Annotated in this window: 13 protein-coding genes and 2 pseudogenes; 9 read left to right on the top strand and 6 right to left on the bottom strand. The window is 69.8% G+C overall.

The window, feature by feature from the left end:
* Positions 1 to 4: 4 nt before the first annotated feature.
* From J7E89_RS11910 to J7E89_RS11900, 3 genes are all read right to left on the bottom strand, one after another.
* Positions 5 to 1657, bottom strand: coding sequence for a hypothetical protein (locus tag J7E89_RS11910; RefSeq protein WP_251060431.1), 1653 nt, complete (start codon positions 1655 to 1657; stop codon positions 5 to 7).
* A 305-nt stretch (positions 1658 to 1962) separates the two neighbouring features.
* Positions 1963 to 2259 (bottom strand): pilin, encoded by a 297-nt coding sequence (locus J7E89_RS11905; protein WP_251060427.1) that lies wholly within the window; start codon positions 2257 to 2259, stop codon positions 1963 to 1965.
* A gap of 406 nt (positions 2260 to 2665) precedes the next feature.
* Positions 2666 to 3445 (bottom strand): hypothetical protein, encoded by a 780-nt coding sequence (locus J7E89_RS11900; RefSeq protein ID WP_214972487.1) that lies wholly within the window; start codon positions 3443 to 3445, stop codon positions 2666 to 2668.
* Positions 3446 to 3825: 380 nt separating this feature from the next.
* Here J7E89_RS11900 and J7E89_RS11895 point away from each other — a divergent pair, with 380 nt between their 5' ends.
* The 6 genes and pseudogenes from J7E89_RS11895 to J7E89_RS11875 all read left to right on the top strand — a co-directional run bounded on the left by J7E89_RS11895 (position 3826) and on the right by J7E89_RS11875 (position 11287).
* On the top strand, positions 3826 to 4488 hold the full coding sequence (locus J7E89_RS11895; protein WP_214972484.1) for a hypothetical protein: 663 nt from the start codon (positions 3826 to 3828) through the stop codon (positions 4486 to 4488).
* 10 nt (positions 4489 to 4498) lie between these two features.
* On the top strand, positions 4499 to 5485 hold the full coding sequence (locus J7E89_RS11890; protein ID WP_214972481.1) for a TRM11 family methyltransferase: 987 nt from the start codon (positions 4499 to 4501) through the stop codon (positions 5483 to 5485).
* A complete protein-coding gene (locus tag J7E89_RS11885; protein WP_308315441.1) occupies positions 5382 to 6722 on the top strand; it encodes a DNA cytosine methyltransferase in 1341 nt (446 codons plus the stop codon). Before J7E89_RS11890 ends, J7E89_RS11885 begins: the two co-directional genes overlap by 104 nt.
* A gap of 579 nt (positions 6723 to 7301) precedes the next feature.
* Positions 7302 to 9179, top strand: a pseudogene (locus J7E89_RS11880) (recombinase family protein); the annotation flags it as partial.
* A 138-nt stretch (positions 9180 to 9317) separates the two neighbouring features.
* Positions 9318 to 9665: pseudogene (locus J7E89_RS40775) on the top strand (AMP-dependent synthetase); the annotation flags it as partial.
* On the top strand, positions 9662 to 11287 hold the full coding sequence (locus tag J7E89_RS11875; RefSeq protein ID WP_214972473.1) for an AMP-binding protein: 1626 nt from the start codon (positions 9662 to 9664) through the stop codon (positions 11285 to 11287). The pseudogene J7E89_RS40775 and the gene J7E89_RS11875, both read left to right, overlap by 4 nt.
* On the opposite strand, the gene J7E89_RS11870 is transcribed toward J7E89_RS11875, so the two are convergent.
* The 3 genes from J7E89_RS11870 to J7E89_RS11860 all read right to left on the bottom strand — a co-directional run bounded on the left by J7E89_RS11870 (position 11284) and on the right by J7E89_RS11860 (position 13820).
* Positions 11284 to 12273, bottom strand: coding sequence for a zinc-binding alcohol dehydrogenase family protein (locus J7E89_RS11870; RefSeq protein WP_251060423.1), 990 nt, complete (start codon positions 12271 to 12273; stop codon positions 11284 to 11286). The genes J7E89_RS11875 and J7E89_RS11870 overlap by 4 nt on opposite strands.
* 14 nt (positions 12274 to 12287) lie before the next feature.
* Complete coding sequence (locus tag J7E89_RS11865; protein WP_214972470.1) at positions 12288 to 12803, bottom strand: GNAT family N-acetyltransferase; 516 nt, start codon at positions 12801 to 12803, stop codon at positions 12288 to 12290.
* 270 nt (positions 12804 to 13073) lie between these two features.
* Complete coding sequence (locus J7E89_RS11860; protein WP_214972467.1) at positions 13074 to 13820, bottom strand: hypothetical protein; 747 nt, start codon at positions 13818 to 13820, stop codon at positions 13074 to 13076.
* 229 nt (positions 13821 to 14049) lie between these two features.
* On the opposite strand from J7E89_RS11860, the gene gcl reads away from it, so the two are divergent.
* The 3 genes from gcl (at position 14050) to J7E89_RS11845 (ending at position 18691) form a co-directional block, all read left to right on the top strand.
* Positions 14050 to 15837, top strand: a complete 1788-nt coding sequence (gene gcl / locus J7E89_RS11855; RefSeq protein WP_214972464.1) for a glyoxylate carboligase — start codon at positions 14050 to 14052, stop codon at positions 15835 to 15837.
* A gap of 181 nt (positions 15838 to 16018) precedes the next feature.
* A complete protein-coding gene (locus J7E89_RS41790; RefSeq protein ID WP_308315440.1) occupies positions 16019 to 17380 on the top strand; it encodes a vanadium-dependent haloperoxidase in 1362 nt (453 codons plus the stop codon).
* A gap of 105 nt (positions 17381 to 17485) precedes the next feature.
* The gene (locus tag J7E89_RS11845) at positions 17486 to 18691 is read left to right on the top strand and encodes a cytochrome P450 (protein WP_374196807.1); all 1206 of its coding nucleotides are present in this window, start codon (positions 17486 to 17488) and stop codon (positions 18689 to 18691) included.
* The last annotated feature ends 58 nt before the right edge of the window (positions 18692 to 18749 follow it).

The raw sequence follows: 18749 nt of genomic DNA, 5'->3' as shown, positions 1-18749 counted from the left end.
GGACTCACCTCCGGGGAGTGGGCGGTTCGAGGGGCAGGCGCAGCTGTACGGGGCGGGCTGTGCGGGCGCGGGTCCTGGCGGCGGGGACGGGCAGAGCGAGTTGGCGGCCGCGCGCCGTGGCCGAGGCGCGAGGCGCAGGTCCGGTTGCCGCACGCGCGGGGCGCGGACTCCGCACGGCGGGGACGGGCAACCGCAGCTGGGTGGGCCGTGAGGGGCGAGTCGGCACTCGGGTCGCTTTGATCGGCAACGTCAGCTGGCGGGTACGCCGGGCGGTACCGGGGTGCATCACACTGCGCGGGCCCGGCGCGATACGCGGCGGCGCGGTCGGCGCCCACGACGGCGTCCTGCGCCGGGTCCTGGGCTGGGACGCGCCGCCCGCCGGGCTGCCGGCGGCGCCTGGAGCGCCTGCCGCACCGGGTGCAGGGTACGGGCCGCGTGCGGCCCGGCGGGCGATGACCGCCAAGCCACGGCGTACCACGAACCCGGCCACCCCGCCCGGAATCGGCAGACGTCCCGCGAGGCGGCGTACCGCGCCGCCGGCCACAGCTCCGCGAGCGCCCCCGCGTCCTCCTCCTCCGCCGCCGCCCGGGTGACCGCCTCCGCCGCCGCTAGGACGCCCGCCGCCTCCGCCAGGACGCCCGCCGCCGCCCCGTGGCCCGATCAGACCCCCGCCGCCGGGTCCGCCGCCACCTCCCCGGCGCATCGCAGAGGCGCCCGGTACGGCCCTGTTCACCAGCCGCCACATCGCCACGGACTGCATCATCCGTAGCGGCCCGGGCAACGAGGCGTTGACCGGCGTGGAACGGAAGATGCTCCGCGTACACCAGCCGGGAATCTTGAACAGCACCCAGAACAGGCCGAGTCCGGCGAGCATCGTGCCCAACTGAGTCGGCTTGGGAAACCCGAGCAGGGTCGCACCGGGAGCGAAGAACATCTTCAGCGCGACGATGAACGTCATCGACTGCGCGACCTGGATGGTCAGGCATCCCGCGAGCGCCCGCCACCACATCTTCGCCACGCTCTCGGTGACCGGATGGGCATGGCAGGACAGCGCGAGCGGCGCACTGACCGCGAGCAGCGCGATGACCGCGACGCGCACGATGTAGCCAGTCAGTACCGCCAGCACCAGGACGATCATGATGATGGCGAGGATGAGCCCGTACAGCTTCAGCCCGCCGACGCCGAACAGGGCGAACGGGATGACCCGCTCCACGAGCCCCTGCCCGGAGTCCGACAGGTCGGTGCCCATCACCGCGTGGGAGAGGGCGTTGGCCAGCTCGATGGCCTTGCCCATGACCGTCAGCGACGTCGCCGAAGCGATCATCCCGACAAACAGGCGTGGTGCGATCTGCTTGAGCGCGTACCGGGTCTGAACGGTCTCGTGAGCCATCACCGTCACGCCGCCCGCGGTCACGAACAGGACGTAGATCCCAGCCGTGATTCCCAGGGAGCCGTTCCACAGCCGCTTGATGTCCGCCTGGCGCGTGACGTCGGGGGTCGCCAAGAGCGTGTCGGCGAGGAGTTCACGGATCGGCTTCATGATCTGCTCGACGAGCATGCCCAGGAACGCGGTGATCGCGTTCGCGATCATTCCGGGGATGTCCAGCAGATCATCGAAGCCGAAGCCTTCGGTGTACTCGCAGTTGGTGCCGTTCACCTCGCAGGCGTGCGGCATCTCGCCCGGAGTCGGTTCCGGATCTGGCTGGGACGGCTCGTCTGGCCGTGGGGACGGCGGCCCTGGCTCCGGGGAAGGGCCGGGCTCAGGATTCGGCTCGGGCCGTGAGGGCTCGGGATGGGGTTCAGGCGCGGGCGCGGGGCCGGGCTCGGGCCGAGGCTCCGGATCAGCCGGCGCGGCTGGTGCATATGGGGCGGCTTGCGCGGGTGCGGATGCCGACAGCCCGAGTACGAGAGCGCCGGAGACGGCGAGCAGGAGCAGAGCGCCGAGCAGGCGCCGGGCGGGAGTCATGGCGCGCCCCCGCCCGCGTCGGCTCCGACGATGCCCTTGAGTACGGTGACCAGTACCGGAGCCAAGATCGTGAGCCCGTAACCGATCGCGGCGGCCTTCAACGCCCGCTTAGACGCCTCGACTTCCCCCGGATCACCCCCGGCCATCAGATAGCGCAGCCCGCCGAAGGTGAGGAACAGCGTGGCAAGCCCGGCGAGCAGCCCGACGATCCAGTCCCGCAGATTGTTGATCACGGTCGGGATGTCAACCGCGGCCCACGCCCACGGCGGATCCGCCAGCAGCGACAGGACCATCGCAGTGACCACGACGAGCACACGGGCTGCTCCCCGGACCCGCCGGCGCGGGGCGAGGCGGCGGATCTCTGCCCGCAACCCGGACATGAGAGCGAGCACGTAAAACACCTCCAACACGGCAGACAGGGGAGAGAGGAGAGGACGGCGCGGTCAGCACCGTGGCGGGAAGAGGGGGTACTCCGTCCCCGGGGTTCGGGGCGGGCCCGCGGCGGCGCACCACCTCCCTTGCGGAAGCCAGCGCGCACGAGGCGCGGTACGCGGGTTTCGAGGTGTCAGCACGAAACGGCAGGACCCAGAACCCACGGGGACAGGAGGGGGAGAAGAGCACCTTCCGGACTCCGGACTCCGGAACCCGGAAGGCGCTCTCACTCCCTTAAGGAGAAAAGTGCGGCCGATCGTGCCAGCCTCAGCCCGTCCCGGCCGAGAGTTCCCCGGCCAGCAGGGCCTTGACCAGGCGTTGTTCGGCCTCCGCACGGCTGCGGAACATCGCCCGCACGCTCATCCCGGCACCCCGTGCGGACTCGGCCGCGCTCATCCGGTCCAGCCGGGTGCAGCCGATCAGTTCCAGCTCGGTCTCGGTGATGACCCCGGCCGCCTCTGCGCGTTCAAGGACCGCGTACACCTGCGCGAGTGAGGTCCCCGGCAGCCCCGTCGGCACCGCACCCTCCTCCAGCGGTTCCACCCTCGTACGGCGCTCCCGCCGCACGCCGTACGTCAGACGGTGGGCCGCACGGTCACCGGCCCGCACCAGCCGAAGCCCGAACTGCGCCGGATCCTCTCCCGGTTCCAGAGCAGCGAACTCCTCGGCGACCGCGACCAGCACCACCTGCTCCAGCTCGAACTGGTCCAGCTCCGCCGGGCGCGGCATTCGGGCCAGCGCCCGGCGCAGCGCGGGCACCACCATCGCCACCCCGACCGTGCCCCACGGCTCACCGTGCGCCGCCCGACGGCGGACGATCTCGGCCCACACCCTCGCCCGCGCCGCACCCGGCGTGGAGGGGTGCGCCATCCGCGCCCGGACCCGGTCCACCGGCCAGGCGGCCGACGGCTCACGCTCCGACAGCAGCACGGCCGGCAGAGCCAGCGGGGAGGGCCCGGAGGCCAGATTCAGCAGGGAGACGTCGACCCGGTCGAAGGGGGAGGCGGAAGACTGCGACAGTGACGTACGGACGTTTGCGCGGCGCATGAGCGGGCTCCTTGCCTGCGGTAGCGAATCGGGACGCCACCCATCCCGCCAAGTCCTCCTGTCACCGCCCTGCCATCGAGCCGCACGCGCTCCGCACCGGGCCTGCCGCAGCCCAGCCAACGCCTCGTCAGCTACTGGCAGTTTGCCCGCTGACCTGCACGTTCTCCCGTATCAAGAAGCCCTGGAAATCTTCGAAAAAAGTCCCGGAACGACCTTTGACCCTTGCCTCTCCGCTCATCGCGCCCGCCCGGAACGGCTTGTGGCAGATCGGGCGTTGACCAGCGGATTCCCCATTCGCTGGCACGATCAACCGGGGATTTCTCCTTAAGAAGTGTCAGCACGAATCACCGGCACCCGGCCTGTGGCGACGCATCCCCGCCATGACCCCCAACCGCCGCACCACTCCCACCCGTCCGAACGCCTCCACCCCGCTGCCGACGACGATCTGGCTCCCCACCCCTGGCACACCCACCGCCACCCCGGACGGGCGCGTGCTGCCCGACTGGGCGGTGCGCCGAGCAGAGCGGGAGTTCTGCCACCGCCCCGGCCGCCTGCCCACCGGGCTGCTGCGCCTGGCCATCAGCGACACCGGCCCCGGCATGGACACCCGCACCCCCTGTGTGGCCCACGGCACCTCCGGCCCGGCACCGGGCGAGGTCTGCCTCACCCCGGTGATTCTGGCCGAACTCCACCCCGACACCTTGCCCACCGCCCCCGCGCACGGCGCCTACGGCCCCGGCGAACATGGCGCGATCGACGACGGCTGGCCCGGCTTCTTCCACCGCACCCACCGCCTCCTGCGCGCCGACGGCCTGCTCCTGATCGCCACCCGCCAGCGCCGCGAGAACGGACGCCTGACCGACCCGCTCGGCCTGCTCATCGCCACCGCACGCACCGCCGGCTTCCGCTACCTCCAGCACATCGCCGTCGTCCACGGCTCCCCGATCGGCGACCGCATCGAGCCGACCCCGCCCGACGCCGACGCGCCCGGCCTGATCCACTCCGACCTCGTCGTGCTCTCCGCCGTCCAGACCGCGCAGTAAGGAGCCCACCATGAACACCCGACCCCTGTCGGTGTGGAACACCGCCCCCACCTCGGGCCCCGCCCAGCGCGCCGACCGGTACGTGAAGGGCTCGGCCGCGCACCCCGCCAAGATGCTCCCGGCCATCGCCCGCCACGCCATCCAGACGTACACGCAGGCGGGCGGCCTGGTCCTGGACCCGATGTGCGGCATCGGCACCACGCTCGTCGAGGCCGTACACCTGGGCCGTTACGCGCTGGGCTGCGAGTACGAACCGCAGTGGGCCCACCTCGCCGAAGCCAACCTCCGCCACGCCGACAGCCAGGGCGCCAGCGGGGGAGCGGCGGTGTTCTGCGGCGACGCCCGCCAGCTCGTCTCCCACATCCCCGCCCACTTCCACGGCACCGTCGATCTGATCGTCACCTCACCGCCGTACGGACCCTCGGTGCACGGCCAGGTCCGCTCCACCCGCGAGTCCGGCGAACGCGGCGTCACCAAACGCGACTACCGCTACAGCACCGACCGCCACAACCTCGCCCACGTCGGCCTCGACGCCCTCCTCGAAGGCTTCACCGACATCCTCACCCAGTGCCGCCACCTGCTGCGCCCCGGCGGCCACGCCGTGATCACCACCCGCCCCTGGCGCGAACGCGGCGAACTCATCGACCTCCCCTCCGCCGCCTTGGCTGCCGCCGAGAACGCGGGCCTGATCCCCGTCGAGCGCAACATCGCCCTCCTCGCCGGCATTCGCGACGGCCGCCTCATCCCCCGCCCCTCCTTCTTCCAGATGAAGAACGTCGGCGACGCCCGCCGCACCGGTCTCCCCCTCGCCTTGATCGCGCATGAGGACGCGCTCGTGGCCGTACGCCCCGAGATGCCCCCGGCCGCGAGGCCCGGGAGCAGTACCGAGACCAATGGCGAACGACGCTGCGCGACCCGGTCCTCGCGCAAGCCCGCGACCCCCGCCAACTTCCGCTCCCGCACCTGTGCACCGAAGGTCGCCCATGGAGGCCAGTGACTCCCTGACGATCGGCAGTCTGTGCTCCGGCATCGGCGGCCTCGACCTCGGGGCCCAGGCGGCTTTGGGCGGAAGGGTTGTCTGGCACGCCGATACCGATCCCCGCGCCGTCCAGGTCCTGTCCCGGCACTGGCCCGGCGTCCCGAACCACGGTGACATTCGCGAGATCAATTGGCAGCGCGTCGAGCCGGTCTGTGTCCTTACGGCCGGCTTCCCCTGCCAGGACCTCTCCGTCGTCGGTACCCGCACCGGCCTCGTCCCCGGCACCCGCTCCGGTCTGTGGCACCACATCGTCACTGCCGTCGGCACCCTAAGACTCCACTTGGTGGTGATCGAGAATGTCCGAGGAATCCTCTCCACCCGAGCCGGAATCCCTCCCCTTCGCGACGTGGAACCCTGCCCGAAGTGTCTGGGAGACCGAGCAGACCATCCCCGGCTGCGGGCACTCGGCGTGCTACTCGCGGACCTGGCCGACCTCGGGTACGACGCTTGCTGGACGTGCGTACGCGCCAGCGACGTCGGAGCCCCGCACCGCCGAGAAAGGGTCTTCCTCACAGCCTGGCCGGCGACCCCGAGTCCCGCTGACCCTGTTGAAGACGACGACGGCGAACCTCGGCAGCAACGGCGGCTCCCAGCACCCGGACAAACGCAAAGCGGGCGGACACGGCCCCACCCTGGCCGACGAGATCGAGCACCTGCTCCCCACCCCGAGAGCCAGCGACGGCGCCAAGGGCTCACCGAACCAGCGCTACCGCAACGGCGGCCTCACCCTTGCCTCCACCGCAGCGGCCCTCACCCGGCCGGGCACGTCTGCGGACGAGGAGGCCAGACGGCTTCTGCCTACCCCGACCTCGGCCGACGCCAGGGGAGGCGCGGGCACGACGCCGAAGCGTCAAGGCGGCATGAATCTGCGGACCGCCGTCACTCACCTGCCCTCTGGTGGGGCGATTATCTCCCCGCCATCCGACGGTGGGAAGACGCCACCGGACGCCCCGCCCCGCCGCCCACCGTCCCCGGCACACGAAGACTGTCCGCCGAGTTTGTCGAGTGGATGATGGGTCTTCCGTCCGGGTGGGTCACCGCCATCGAGGGCCTCACCCGCGCTGCCCAGCTTCATCTCCTCGGCAATAGCGTCGTCCCCCAGCAAGCTGCACTGGCCCTGGACCTCCTGCTGACCGACAGCTGTCCGCCGCGCTGCTCGCTACAGCCGGGCGGCAGGTCAATGGAGGGCGCATGATGAGCCCGTCTCCACGCAAGGACACCACCGCTGAGGTTTGCGGTCCATCAGATTCCCCTGAGCCGACTTGTGTTGACGCACTGTCGGCTGCGGATCGGGTGTTGAGACGCTCGGCCGGGCTATGCCGAGCGGAGGAGAGCACTGGGCAGGGTCCGGCAGATTCGGGGTTTGACGGACGACAAGGTAGTCCGTCCCCTGGCAATGAACGCTGCGGCTTTGCGCGACTGCCGGAACGGCCGTGTGACAGCCCGGCGACATCTGGCCGTCAACTTGAGGCTCACCATCGCTGCCGACCCCGCCTCCCGAGGACACCAGCACGCAGGACCCGGCATGCCCGACCGCTGGGCGAGCGTCAGGGCAAGGCAGTCGAGGACGGAGCCGCGCAGAGCGGAGATGCGCTACCGGAGGAAGAAGCCTCTGCTTGGATCGAAATGCAATTCGGGAGGCTATCAAATCCCACTGTGCACGTGATCTGGGCGATCAATGAAGAGCATGACCGAGATACCTACCGCCGTTTGCTGAACCTACTGTTCAGCTCCCGCTCTGGGCGTCCGTCCCCGTAAGCTGCCCGCTGCATGGATGACCCCGGGGGTGCAGCAAACACGCCCGGGGTCCGGGCAGCCATGGGCTGCCTGGCCAGTCGCGAAGGGGACTGACATGACCCACACTCTCACGCCCGCATTGCGTGCTGTCGACTACCTCCGGGTGTCCACCGAGGAGCAGGCCAAGGGTTACGGCATCGCTTACACCGGCAAGAGGACCGTCAAGTACATCGAGAAGAAGGGCTGGACCCACGTCGATACATACGCTGACGAGGTCAGCGGAAGTCTGGAGGCCCACGAGCGTCCTGATCTGAGGCGCCTGATGGAGGATGCCAGGAGAACGCCCCGTCCCTTCGACATGGTGGTGGTCAACGAGGGGCGTGGTATTGGCCGCACCGGTCGCGCCTTCTGGAAGTGGGTCTGGGAACTCGAAGATCTCGGCGTCTACGTTGCCGTCGTCAAGAAGGACTACGACAACACCACGGCCGTCGGCCGTTCCCAGATGCGCAAGGATGCGGACTATGCCGAAGAAGAGCGCGAACTCATCCGTGAGCGAACTCAGGGAGGCGTTCAAGAGAAGGCCGAAGAGGGGGGCCATCCCGGCGGTGTTGCCCCGTACGGCTGGCGTATCGAGGACAAGGGACAGCGCGGCAAGAGCCGGATTGCCCTCGACAATGAGCATGCGGCGGCCCTGCTTCGTCAGGCATGGAAGCACATTGTCGAAGACGAAATGGCTCCTCACGCGGTAGAAGACGAATTCAATCGGCAGGGAATCCCTGGTCCGACGAAGGAGTACTGGCCCCGCGGATCGCTGCGGCACATTTTGACCGGCCGCGCGGTTCAAGAAGCAATCCGGGTCCACAGGGATCCCGCCAGCAACAGTGGCCGACGTGGCACACGATTGGATTCCGCAGGAAAGCCGCTATATGGCGAAACAGTCATCATCGAGCTGCCGCCGCTGTTCACGAAGGAGGAACTGAGGCGCCTCAACGCCGCGTTGGCCCGCACTGCTCGTAAGCCCACCGTTGCGCGCGAGTCCATCCCGGAGGCTGCCGTTCACCCACTCAGCCAACGCATCGTGGGGGCGTGCGGCAAGTACTACACCGGTACCAGTCGCATCGGCAGGGACGGCGGACGGGCCTACCGCTGCTCGGGCAAGGGGCAGGGATATGCAGGGGCGCCACGATGCGACTGTGCTCAGATCAACGCTGATGCGCTGGAGAAGAGGGTCTGGGACGAGGTCTGTGCGCTTCTGGAGGACCCCGATCGTCTGATGGTCATGGCAGAGGACTGGATCGATTTCAGTCAGTCGGGCCGCGTGGATTATGCCACTCGGATCGCCGGCCTGGAAAAGCAAGTGGCTGCCCATGACGCCGCCATTTCGGCGGCTGTTGTCGTGGCTGCCAAGCAATGTGACGCCAAGGCCGCCATCGAGCAGGCAGTCTTCACACTGGCCAAGGAGCGGGAGAAAACCGTTGAGCTCCTGGAAGACGCCAAGCTGTGGCAGCAGGAATCCGAACATGCCGTGCAGCGAAGCCGCGATCTTCAGGGCTTGGTTCAACTGGCTCGTCACCGGCTACGCGGGCTGGATTCGCGCCAACAGGCGGATGCTCTGGACCTCCTGGAGGTTCAGGTCACCATCCTGGGGGAGATTCCGCGGAAGGCCCGGTGCGATGACGGGATCAGCGCGTGGTTCCGTAAGCGTGAGCGCCGTGTTCCCGTTCTGACGGACGACGCCTGGGCGAAGGTTGAGCCCATCTTCACGGGGCGCAAGGGTAGGCGCCCCAAGGACCCCTGGGGCATGCTGGACGCCATGCTGCACAAGGCGCGTGAGGGTTGTGCCTGGAGCGAGCTGCCGCTTCCGGGCGGCAACCTTGCCAGTGTTTGGCAGCGGTGGCTGAAGACGGGCTTCTGGGAGCAGCTCATGGACGCGCTGATCGACGTGCCGGGGGAGTTGCTCCCAGAAGGCGGGGTGACGCTCCCGCCCCTTGAGGTGCACGGACGGGTTGATCCCCGGTTGTTCCTAAGCCAAGATCCGTCCCCTGACAGCGGCGACGTATTCAAGGCCTCCGACTACAAGATCTCGCCGTTCGAGCTGGAGAGCGCGCTGCTCGAGCACGAGGCGGTGGCCGAGGCGGCGGTCGTGCCCGCGCCCGACCCGCTGCGGCTGGCCGTGCCGAAGGCGTACGTCGTACTCGCGGAGGGGTGGGAGCCGGGCCCCGACACGGCCAAGGTGCTCTTCGCGCACTCGCGGTCGGTGCTCGCGCCGTACCAGCGGATCCGGCGGATCGAGTTCGGCGAGCTGCCGAAGACGGTGTCCGGCAAGATCCGCCGGATCGAGCTGCGTGAGCGTACGGCGAAGGGCTCGTCGGCGGAGTACGACGAGGGGGACCTGCGATGAGCCCGAACCCGAACCCGAACCAGAACTCCTACACCCACGGCACCGGCTCCGTGCCGCTCCTCGGCGACACCATTGGCCAGAATCTCGACCGGGCCATCGCGGCGTACCCGGAGCGGGAGGCGCTCGTCGATGTCGCGGCGGGAACCCGCTGGACGTACGCCGAATTCGGTGACGCCGTCGACCAGTTGGCGCGCGGGCTGCTCGGGACGGGGGTCGCCAAGGGCGACCGCGTCGGGATCTGGGCGGTGAACTGCGCTGAGTGGGTGCTGGTGCAGTACGCCACCGCCCGGATCGGCGCGATCATGGTGAACATCAATCCTGCGTACCGGGCGCACGAGCTGGCGTACGTACTCAAGCAGGCGGGGATCTCGGTCCTGTTCGCCTCACAGTCCCACAGGACGAGCGACTACCGCGCGCTGGTCGACCAGGTGCGGCCGGACTGCCCGGCGCTGCGGGCCGTCTACTTCATCGACGACTGTTCGTGGGACGTGCTGCTCGATGCGGTGCGGGTGGTCACGGACGAGCAACTGGACGCCCGTGAGGCGGAGTTGTCCTGCGACGATCCGGTCAACATCCAGTACACCTCCGGCACGACCGGCTTCCCGAAGGGTGCCACCCTCTCCCACCACAACATCCTCAACAACGGCTACTTCGTGGGCGAGATGGTCGGCTACACCGATCAGGACCGCATCTGCCTGCCCGTGCCCTTCTACCACTGCTTCGGCATGGTCATGGGCAACCTGGCGGCCACCTCGCACGGCGCCTGCATCGTCGTCCCGGCCCCGTCCTTCGACCCGGCCGCCACCCTCCGGGCCGTACAGGAGGAGCGCTGTACGTCGCTCTACGGCGTCCCGACGATGTTCATCGCCGAGCTGGGGCTGCCGGACTTCCCGGCGTACGACCTGTCCTCCCTGCGCACCGGCATCATGGCGGGCTCGCCCTGCCCGGTGGAGGTGATGAAGCGGGTGGTCGCCGAGATGCACATGGCCGAGGTGTCCATCTGCTACGGCATGACGGAGACCTCACCGGTCTCCACCCAGACCCGCCGCGACGACGACCTGGAGCGCCGTACGGGCACGGTGGGCCGGGTCATGCCGCACGTCGAGATCAAGGTCGTCGACCCGGCGACGGGGGTGACGCTGCCGCGCGGCGAGGCCGGCGAGCTGTGTACCCGGGGCTACAGCGTGATGCTCGGCTACTGGGACGAGCCGCGGAAGACGGCGGACGTCATCGACGCGGGCCGCTGGATGCACACGGGCGACCTGGCGGTGATCCGCGAGGACGGCTACGTCCAGATTGTCGGGCGCATCAAGGACATGATCATCAGGGGTGGCGAGAACGTCTATCCGCGGGAGATCGAGGAGTTCCTCTACAGCCACCCCAAGATTTCCGACGTCCAGGTGGTCGGCCTCCCTGACGCGCGGTACGGGGAGGAGATCCTGGCCTGCGTCATCCCCCGGGACGCCGGTGATCCGCCGACGCTGGGCGAGCTGACCGCGTACTGCCGCGACCAGCTCGCCCACTACAAGATCCCGCGCCGCCTGGAGATCATGGACGCGTTCCCGATGACGGTCAGCGGGAAGGTCAGGAAGGTCGAACTGCGGGAGCGATACCAGGCTTAAGGGCTGTCGACGCGCACGACGAGTTTGCCGACGGAGCGGTTGTGCTCCATGTCGGCATGGGCCTCGCGGATGTCCTCCAGCCGGTAGACCTGCGGCACACCGAGCGCGAGGCGCCCGTCGGCGATCTTGTCGAGGCAGTCCTGCAGTACGGCGGCGGGCAGGTCGGCGGACTCGCCGCCGTAGCCGGTCAGGCGGACGCCGTTGGGCAGATAGCCGATCGGGTAGAAGTCCGGCACCGTCCATTCGTTGGACAGCATTCCGGTGAAGCAGACCGTGCCGTGGACGCGGGTGGCCGCGAGGGTGTCGGGGAGCGTGGGGGTGCCGACGAGTTCGATCGCGGCGTCCACTCCGGCGAGGACGATTTCCCGTACCTCGTCCGCGATACGACCGGTGTCGACCAGGACGTGGTCGACACCGTGCTTGATGAGCGCCTTGGCGCGGCCGGCCTGCCTGGTCGTGGACAGCACGGTGGCGCCCATGTCCTTGGCGAGCGCCGCCGCGGCGAGGCCGGTGGAAGAGGTGCCGCCGCGGATGAGGAGCGTCTGGCCGGGGCGCAGGTCCAGTCCGGTGGTGAGCGATCCGTACGCGGTCTGCAGGGTCTCGGGTATCGCGCCGATGACCTCCCACGGCAGCTCCGACCGGAACGGGATCACCTGGCCGCGTGGCACGACCGTGTACTCGGCGTAGCCGCCGTCGAAGGTGCGGCCCATGTTGCCCATCATCGTGGCGACCTGCTGTCCGGCGCTGAACTCGCCGTCCGGATCCGCGTCGATCGTGCCCACGCACTCGATGCCCGGTACGCGCGGGAAGGTGACGCCTTGCGCGAGGCCGAGGCGGGTGTGCAACTCCGAGCGGTTCAGGCCGAAGGCCCGCACCGCGATGCGGACCCAGCCCGGCGGGGGCTGTGGCATCGGCAGTTCACGCAGGTGGAGGTTCTCCACCGGCCCCGGTCCGGTCAGGACCACCCCACGCATGCTCGCGGCCATCGTGATCTCCCTGTTCACAGTTCGCGCCGCATGCAGACCCGCGGCCAGCGGTCGAGGCCGTGCGCCGCCTCCTCGCGCCTGATCTCCCGCAGGCCGTCCGTCAGTTCGGCATCGGCGAGTGTCCGGAAGCCCAGCCGGGCGTAGTACGGGGCGTTCCAGGGGACGTTCGCGAAGGTGGTGAGGGTGAGGGCGGTGAGGCCCTCGGACGCGGCCGTCCTGGTGAGGTGGTCGATGAGGGCGCGGCCTGTGCCGCGGCGGGCGGCCGAGGGGTGGACGGAGACCTGCTCGATATGGGCCGCCGCGTCCACGACATCGGTGAGCAGGTACGCCCTGGGGCGGTCGTCGTGGTCGGCGTGGTCGGCGGCGACCCAGGCGCGGCCGGCCCGCTGGTAGCCGGCCAGCACGTCGAGGGTCGGCGGGTCGTCGTCGGCGATCGCGGCCATGCCGAGCGTGCGGAACGGCTCGCCTGCGGCGCGTTCGATTGCCTGGAGTGCGGGGAGCTCCGCGAGCGTGGCGGGACGGATGCGCATGGGGCGAGTATCGCGCGGAGGGCGATGCCCCTGCGGGGCTTTTCCCCGACCCGCCCCTTCCCGCTGTGACACTTTGCGGCTCCGCCGCGTGAGGGGCGCTGCCCCAGACCCCGCTCCTCAAACGCCGGAAAGGCTGGAGGGGTGCGGCAGCATATTCACCCGTCCGGCGTTTGAGGACATGCCCGCAGGGCGTCCGGGGGGCTGGGGGCCTGCCCCCGGTTCGGGAAGGGGCGGGTCGGGAAAACAGCCCGCCGCAGGCGCCCGGGCCCCCTACGCGCCCGCACTGACCAGTTCGTCCGCCGGGCGGTTGACCGGCTGGGGGGTCCCCGTGAGGTCCATGACGAAGAGCGGCACCCCGAGGGCGTCCGCGCGGGCCCGCGCGTCGTCGGCGTACCCGGCGAGCGAGAAGAACACGCTCACCGCCGACGCGCTGAGCCCGTGGAGCCACAGGCACTCGACGTCGCGCAGGCCGGCGGGGCGGGTGGTCGGGTCGACCTGGGCGACCAGGCCGGGCCCGCGCAGGTCGATGCCGGAGGCGGGGCGCTCGGGGGACTGCATGATGTCGCGGAATCCGAGCCACTTCAGGTAGAGCGCCGCCGCGGTCACCGCGTCGCGCCCGGTCCTGATCGTCATCGGGCGGAACTTCGGACGCGGGGGAGCCGCGGTCGGCGGCAGCGGGATGTGGAACGGATAGCCGGTGGCCGAGGCGGGCGTCCCGCCGGCGGTACCGGCCGAGGGCGGCGGCGCCGGGCGCGGCACGGGACGTACCGGAATGCGCAGCACCACCCCGCAGGCGCATCCCAGCTCCGGCTGCGGCCACTGGTCCTGGCGCCCGCACGCCTCGCACCGGACGGTGACCCACGCGTCGGTCCAGGTGCGGTGCGTGATCCGCTCCGGGGTCGCCCCCCGCAACAGCGGCGGCGCCAGCGGCTCCCCGCACGCGCACGGGAAGACCGGCGGCGTGAAGGTGTGCTGGCGACGGCATGCCGGGCAGCGCACCGGCACGTTCTCTCCCATGACCGTCCCCCTCGGACCGGTACGTGTGACTGCGGTACGTCGCCCATCGTCCACCAAGAGCGAGGCCTTGGGGAGGGACTTCAACCAATGCCCGCTCTTGACGCGCGCCGGACCTCCCCCTAAATTGCTTCCGTATAGCAGAATCAGAATTCCGCATTATGGAAACGATGGAGTGGCGTCGCCGGCCCGCAGCGGTGAGGTCACTCCGATGGCCGAGCAGGAGTACGCGATGCCTCGAATGACAGCCGCCGCCGCTGCAGTGGAGATCCTCAAGCTGGAGGGTGTTGAGCAAGCGTTCGGCGTGCCCGGCGCTGCGATCAACCCCTTCTACCGGGAGCTCAAGAACGTCGGTGGCGTCAAGCACACGCTGGCCCGCCACGTCGAGGGCGCCTCCCACATGGCCGAGGGCTACACCCGTGCCAAGGCGGGCAACATCGGTGTCTGCATCGGTACGTCCGGCCCCGCCGGCACCGACATGATCACCGGCCTGTACTCCGCGATCGCGGACTCGATCCCGATCCTGTGCATCACCGGCCAGGCCCCGGTCGCGAAGCTCCACAAGGAGGACTTCCAGGCCGTCGACATCGCCTCGATCGCCAAGCCCGTCACCAAGGCCGCCACCACGGTCCTGGAGGCCGCGCAGGTCCCCGGTGTCTTCCAGCAGGCCTTCCACCTGATGCGCTCCGGCCGCCCCGGCCCGGTCCTCATCGATCTCCCGATCGACGTCCAGCTGACCGAGATCGAGTTCGACCCGGAGACCTACGAGCCGCTGCCGGTCTACAAGCCGCGCGCCACGCGCGCCCAGGCGGAGAAGGCCATCCGGTTCCTGCTGGAGTCCGAGCGCCCGCTGATCGTCGCCGGTGGCGGCATCATCAACGCCGACGCCTCCGATCTGCTGGTCGAGTTCGCCGAGCTGACCGGCGTCCCGGTCATCTCCACCCTCATGGGCTGGGGCACCATCCCCGACGACCACGAGCTGAGCGCCGGCATGGTCGGTGTCCAGACCTCGCACCGCTACGGCAACGCGACCTTCCTGGAGTCGGACTTCGTCCTCGGCATCGGCAACCGCTGGGCCAACCGTCACACCGGTTACAACCTGGACGCCTACACCAAGGGCCGCAAGTTCGTCCACGTCGACATCGAGCCCACCCAGATCGGCAAGATCTTCGCCCCGGACTTCGGCATCGCCTCCGACGCCAAGGCCGCGCTGGAGCTCTTCGTCGAGGTCGCGAAGGAGCTCAAGGCCGAAGGCAAGCTGCCCGACTTCACCGCCTGGGCCGAGTCCGCCCAGGAGCGCAAGGCCACCCTGCAGCGCCGTACGCACTTCGACAACATCCCGATGAAGCCGCAGCGCGTGTACGAGGAGATGAACAAGGCCTTCGGCCCGGAGACGCGCTACGTCACCACCATCGGCCTCTCCCAGATCGCCGGCGCGCAGATGCTGCACGTCTACCGGCCGCGCAACTGGATCAACTGCGGCCAGGCCGGCCCGCTCGGCTGGACCATCCCGGCCGCGATCGGTGCCGCCACCGCCGACCCGGAGACCCCGATCGTCGCGCTCTCGGGCGACTACGACTTCCAGTTCATGATCGAGGAGCTGGCTGTCGCCGCGCAGCACAAGGTTCCCTACGTCCACGTTCTGGTGAACAACGCCTACCTGGGGCTGATCCGCCAGGCGCAGGGCGGCCTGGGCATCAACTTCGAGGTCAACCTCGAGTTCGAGAACATCAACACCCCGGAGCTGGGCGTCTACGGCGTCGACCACGTCAAGGTCGCCGAGGGGCTGGGCGTCAAGGCCATCCGGGTCACCGACCCGAACGAGCTGGGTGCCGCCTTCGAGCAGGCCAAGAAGCTGGCCCAGGAGTTCCAGGTCCCGGTCGTCGTCGAGGCCATCCTGGAGCGCATCACCAACATCTCGATGAGCAAGACGGTCGACATGAGCGACGTCACCGAATTCGAGGAGCTGGCCACCGAGCCCGGCCACGCGCCGACGGCGATCAAGCCGCTGAAGGTCTGACACACCCCGCGCCCCTGCCTGTCCCAAGACCCGGCCTGCTCCAGCAGGCCGGGTCTTGGGCGCTTTGGCGGCTACTCCTGCGCGTCCTTCGGCTTGCGGAGCCGGGACGCAGCGGTTGATCTTGTTCCAGCACCACACCCGGTGCGCATATACGGTCATGCCGCTTCGAGGGAGTGCCCCCGTGCGCCTGAACTGCCCCCTGCCGTCCCGTCCGGGCGTACGAGCGGTCATCGGCGTCGTTGCGTCGCTCGCACTCGTAGCCGTCCCCGGCACGGCCGGACCCACAGCCGCCGCCGACAGCCGCCAGGCGCCTTCGGCCAACCCCGCGGCGGTCCGCCACTGGAACGCCATCACCACCCAGACCATCACCGCCAACCTCGGCGCCATGCACCCCTCCGGGCAGGTGGCCGTCTGGCACGGGTTCGTCTCCGCCGCCGTCTACAACGCGGTGGTCGGCATCCAGGGCCGGTACGCCCTGTACAAGTGGAATGCGAGAGGGTCCTCCACCGCATCACCCGAGGCGGCGGCCGTGACCGCCGCCCACCGCGTGCTGCTCGCCTACTTCCCCGCGTCCCAGTCCCGGCTCGACACCGAGTACGCCAAGTCCCTCGCCAAGATCCCCGACGGCCGCGCGGAGGACCAGGGCGTGGCCTACGGCGAACGCGCCGCAGACCGCATCATCCGCCTTCGCGAGGGAGACGGCCGGTTCGAACCGATCGAGTACACCGCTTCCCCCGCACCCGGCGTCTGGCGGCCCACCCCGCCCGCCCATCCGCCGTATCTCGACGCCTGGCTCGGCACGATGCGCCCGCTGCTGCTCGAGGCCGGGGACCAGTTCCGTCCCGGCGGGCCGCCCGCTCTGTCCTCGGCCCGCTACGCCCGGGACGTGAACGAGGTCAAGGCCATGGGGGCGAAGACGGGATCGAGCAGAACGGCCCACCAGACCGAGACCGCCCTCTTCTTCGGGGGCAATCTGATGGTGCAGTTCCAGACAGCCTTCCGGGACTACGCAGCCCGGCACCGTCTCGGCATCGCCGACACGGCGCGGCTGTTCGCGGCGGCGAACACCTCGGCGGCCGACGCGGTCGTCACGGCGTGGGACTCCAAGCTCCACTACGCACTCTGGCGGCCGGTCACCGCCATCCACCAGGCCGACACCGACGACAACCCCGAGACCGAAGCCGACCCGCAGTGGCAGCCGCTGCTCGTCACGCCCCCGCACCCCGAGTACATCAGCGGCCACGCGGCGGTCGCCGGCGCCGTACTGCGGACCGTGGCCGGGGTTCTCGGCACCTCACGCCTCGACCTCAACGTCCGCTCCGAGGCCATTGCCACCACACGGCACTACGAGCACGCCGACCGGTTCAACAAGGACATGGTCGACGCCCGGGTGTGGGGCGGAATCCACTTCCGCAGCGCGGACATCGCCGGGTGCGAGGCCGGCAACCGCGTCGCGGACTGGGCGCTGGCCCACTACTTCAAGCCGGTACGCCGGTCGATGCCGCCCGGGTCGCAGTCGTCTCTTCCCAAGTGTCCGCGCTGAAGTCCGAATCTCCCTCTAATCGGTTAATTAACCCGCATGGGGACATGACCGTCCCCCCGTTTGGGGATGTGTGTCGGACATCGACCGCACACCGTCTGGAGCAACGTGGAGACCACCGGCACCGTATGGAGCTGTCCCTTCGACTACGCGGAGGCCCTCGAGTTCGACCCCCAGCTCCGGCAGCTGTTGGAGACCGAACCCGTGGCCCGCATCCGGATGCCGTACGGCGACGGCGAGGCCTGGCTCGTCACACGCTACGAGGACGTGCGCACCGTCACCACCGACCGGCGGTTCAGCCGCAGCGCGGTCAAGGGCCGCGACTTCCCGCGGATGACACCCGAGCCGATCGTGCAGTCCGAGTCGATCAACCTGATGGACCCGCCGGCGAGCAGCAGGCTGCGCAGCCTGGTCGCCAAGAGTTTCGCGCCGCGCCATGTGGAGCGGATGCGGCAGCGGACCCAGAGCGTCGTGGACCGGATGCTCGACCGGATGGAGGACCTCGGCTCACCCGCCGACCTCGTCGAACATGTGGCGGCGCCCCTACCGCTCATGACGATCTGTGAGGTCCTCGCCATCCCCGAGGACGACCGGCCGCGGCTGCGCGCCCACGCACTCACCATGATGAATGTGAGCGCCGACAACCGGGAGGCGGCCGTCCGCTCCAAGGCCGAGCTGCGCGCCTACTTCGCCGAGCTCAGCGCCGAGCGGCGCCGCGCCCCCGGCGACGACGTGATCAGCACGCTGGCCACCGCCCGCGACGGTGCGGAACTCCTCGACGACGACGAGCTGGCGGTCATGTCGATGGTTCTGCTCATCACGGGGCAGGACACCACGACGTACGAGATCGGGAACATCGCGTACACGCTGCTCACTCGCCCGGACGTGCTCGACGCACTCCGTGCGCGTCTCTCGGTCCTCCCGGCGGCGATCGATGAGCTTCTGCGCTTCATCCCCTTCCGCAAGGGCGTCGGCATCCCGCGGATCGCCACCGAGGACGTGGAGCTGAGCGGGGTGCTGATCCGGGCCGGGGACGTCGTCCACGTCTCGTACCTCACCGCCAACCGGGACGAGCGGAAGTTCGACCGGCCCGACGAGCTGGACGTGGACCGGCCCACCGTTCCCCACATGACTTTCGGCTGGGGAGCGCACCACTGCCTCGGGGCGCCCCTCGCCGCGATGGAACTGGAGGTCGTGTTCGCCGCGCTCATTGACCGCTTCCCCGGGCTGCGGCTGGCGGTGGAGCCGGCGGAGGTGCGCTGGAACACGACCTCGATCTGGCGCTATCCGCTTGGCCTGCCCGTCACGTGGTGACGACCACCCGTGTGACGACCGCCCCGTGGTGACGACCGCCCGGCGATACCGCTGCCCG

The sequence above is a fragment of the Streptomyces sp. ISL-100 genome (assembly GCF_018614615.1).
GTDB lineage: Bacteria > Actinomycetota > Actinomycetes > Streptomycetales > Streptomycetaceae > Streptomyces.
The sequence above is the reverse complement of the archived record's forward strand: the minus strand, read 5'-3'. Positions and strand labels throughout refer to the sequence as shown.

Coding starts and splice junctions, on each gene's coding strand:
- J7E89_RS11905 (WP_251060427.1), bottom strand. CDS start 2,259: ATGGTCCTGTCGCTGCTGGCGGATCCGCCGTGGGCGTGGGCCGCGGTT.
- J7E89_RS11900 (WP_214972487.1), bottom strand. CDS start 3,445: ATGCGCCGCGCAAACGTCCGTACGTCACTGTCGCAGTCTTCCGCCTCC.
- J7E89_RS11895 (WP_214972484.1), top strand. CDS start 3,826: ATGACCCCCAACCGCCGCACCACTCCCACCCGTCCGAACGCCTCCACC.
- J7E89_RS11890 (WP_214972481.1), top strand. CDS start 4,499: ATGAACACCCGACCCCTGTCGGTGTGGAACACCGCCCCCACCTCGGGC.
- J7E89_RS11885 (WP_308315441.1), top strand. CDS start 5,382: ATGGCGAACGACGCTGCGCGACCCGGTCCTCGCGCAAGCCCGCGACCC.
- J7E89_RS11875 (WP_214972473.1), top strand. CDS start 9,662: ATGAGCCCGAACCCGAACCCGAACCAGAACTCCTACACCCACGGCACC.
- J7E89_RS11870 (WP_251060423.1), bottom strand. CDS start 12,273: ATGGCCGCGAGCATGCGTGGGGTGGTCCTGACCGGACCGGGGCCGGTG.
- J7E89_RS11865 (WP_214972470.1), bottom strand. CDS start 12,803: ATGCGCATCCGTCCCGCCACGCTCGCGGAGCTCCCCGCACTCCAGGCA.
- J7E89_RS11860 (WP_214972467.1), bottom strand. CDS start 13,820: ATGGGAGAGAACGTGCCGGTGCGCTGCCCGGCATGCCGTCGCCAGCAC.
- gcl (WP_214972464.1), top strand. CDS start 14,050: ATGCCTCGAATGACAGCCGCCGCCGCTGCAGTGGAGATCCTCAAGCTG.